Annotated in this window: 3 protein-coding genes and 1 pseudogene; 2 read left to right on the top strand and 2 right to left on the bottom strand. The window is 40.6% G+C overall.

What is annotated here, in order from left to right; all coding sequences use genetic code 11:
- Positions 1–197, top strand: a pseudogene (locus H6G17_RS32285) (hypothetical protein); the annotation flags it as partial.
- On the opposite strand, the gene H6G17_RS32280 reads toward H6G17_RS32285, so the two are convergent.
- Complete coding sequence (locus H6G17_RS32280; protein ID WP_192162818.1) at positions 198–584, bottom strand: type II toxin-antitoxin system VapC family toxin; 387 nt, start codon at positions 582–584, stop codon at positions 198–200.
- Positions 584–802, bottom strand: a complete 219-nt coding sequence (locus tag H6G17_RS32275; protein WP_192162817.1) for a DUF2281 domain-containing protein — start codon at positions 800–802, stop codon at positions 584–586. Before H6G17_RS32275 ends, H6G17_RS32280 begins: the two co-directional genes overlap by 1 nt.
- Before the next feature lie 45 nt (positions 803–847).
- Between H6G17_RS32275 and H6G17_RS32270 the strand changes: the two genes are divergently transcribed.
- Positions 848–1,483, top strand: coding sequence for a type I restriction enzyme HsdR N-terminal domain-containing protein (locus H6G17_RS32270; protein WP_199317196.1), 636 nt, complete (start codon positions 848–850; stop codon positions 1,481–1,483).
- Positions 1,484–1,632: the final 149 nt, after the last annotated feature.

Genomic DNA, 1,632 nt, shown 5'->3' with positions numbered 1-1,632 from the left:
GTTCATTGGATGGAGAAGATCGTGAAATGTTGACCGATTCTCTTTTCACAGAGAAGTATCAAAAATTATATGAAGATTTGTCTCAGGATTCAACATTTCTGATCCAAACCATTAACACCCAAATCGAAAAACTCAAAGAACTTCGCAAAACTCTAATTAACGATGTCGTCACAGGCAAAATTAAAGTAATTGAGTAATTACCAAATCCGAGCGATCCCATAAGCATCAAACTTTTCATCAATGCTAACAATTTGTAAACCTGCCTCCATAGATTGAGCAATCAATATGCGATCGAACGGATCGCGGTGATGTTGAGGAAGATCGTTTAGTGTATAGATATGAGATAGAGAAAGCGGTAGTATTTCAATGTGATTTTGATTTATTTCATCTTGCACTAATTCTCGTAACGTCGTCTTAAATTGAAGCTTGCCTAAAGACGACTTAATTTGCATCTCCCAAACACTAACCACACTCAAAACCACCTCAGTATTCGGATCTAGTAACAGATCGCCAACCCGCGATGAAAGCATTTTTACATTACTTGTCCACCAAATAAAAACATGAGTATCAATCAAAATTTTCATCAATCTTCCCCTAACCAAAACTCATCTGGTAGAGGATCGTTAAAATCATCACTCATCCAGATTTGCCCCTCGTGCAAACCAGCAACACGCTGAAAACTTGACCGATTAGATCCTTCGATCGCCTTATTTTTAGCAGAGCGAATAAAATTTAGCACCTCGACTAACAATGACTCCGGCACTGAATCTAATTCACTTATAATTGATTCTATGGTGATCATTTGTGCTATTAGTCCAAAGTTTGACTTTTCCTCATTATATAATCTATGCACGAAACACAACTGCAAGATAAATTCCTCATCCCCTTCTTTCGGGAAAGCTTAGGATACCAGGAAATCAAAGCCAACACCGTCACCAACTCCCTAATTATTGAAGAAGACTTACAAGCCTTCATCTCTACTACGGAACTCAACCAAAAGCCATACGAAACCCTACTCAAAAAATATAGCGGCAACGCCCAACAATTGCTGGCAGCTCTAATCGAACTGATCCAAGAACGTGTCGCTAGTAGCCGCAACATGGCATTATTTATCAATGCCAACAAAACCGTTACCCTGCAAGGCATCAAACTCCACCTATTTTACACCGACGACAGCGTAATTCACGATAGCAAACTTTTTGAGAAAAATATCTTTTCCGTCGTTCAAGAACTGCCCTACAAATACAACTATCAAGACAAGCAAATCTTTTCCTTCCGTCCCGATCTCTGCCTCTTTGTCAACGGTATTTACCTCGGCTACAGCGAACTAAAATCGAACCTCAGCGACCAAACCGCCCGTAAAATGGACGAGGCAAAGTCATCAAAGACTACTTCGGCGCTGTCAAAGCCTATTACGAAACCTTTGATAACAATCTCCTACTCAGCGATAAAGAGAAAGATTACTACCGCAAAGACTTCCTGAAAATATTTGAAAAAGCCATCCACATTACCAGCACCGATATCGGCGAAACGGTCATGCCCTACACAAGTGTGGGATACGTAGCAATGTCATTCCAAGTCCAAGCACGCTCGGTTAACTCTGCTCTCTGTGCGGCTGTAGTTTCTAGGCAC

The sequence above is a fragment of the Chroococcidiopsis sp. [FACHB-1243] genome (assembly GCF_014696895.1).
Taxonomy (GTDB): domain Bacteria; phylum Cyanobacteriota; class Cyanobacteriia; order Cyanobacteriales; family Chroococcidiopsidaceae; genus Chroococcidiopsis.
This window is presented reverse-complemented; position numbering and strand designations above follow the sequence as displayed.

What these genes read in the sequence shown, in the direction of transcription:
- H6G17_RS32280 (WP_192162818.1), bottom strand. Translation starts at nt 584, where the DNA reads ATGAAAATTTTGATTGATACTCATGTTTTTATTTGGTGGACAAGTAAT.
- H6G17_RS32275 (WP_192162817.1), bottom strand. Translation starts at nt 802, where the DNA reads ATGATCACCATAGAATCAATTATAAGTGAATTAGATTCAGTGCCGGAG.
- H6G17_RS32270 (WP_199317196.1), top strand. Translation starts at nt 848, where the DNA reads ATGCACGAAACACAACTGCAAGATAAATTCCTCATCCCCTTCTTTCGG.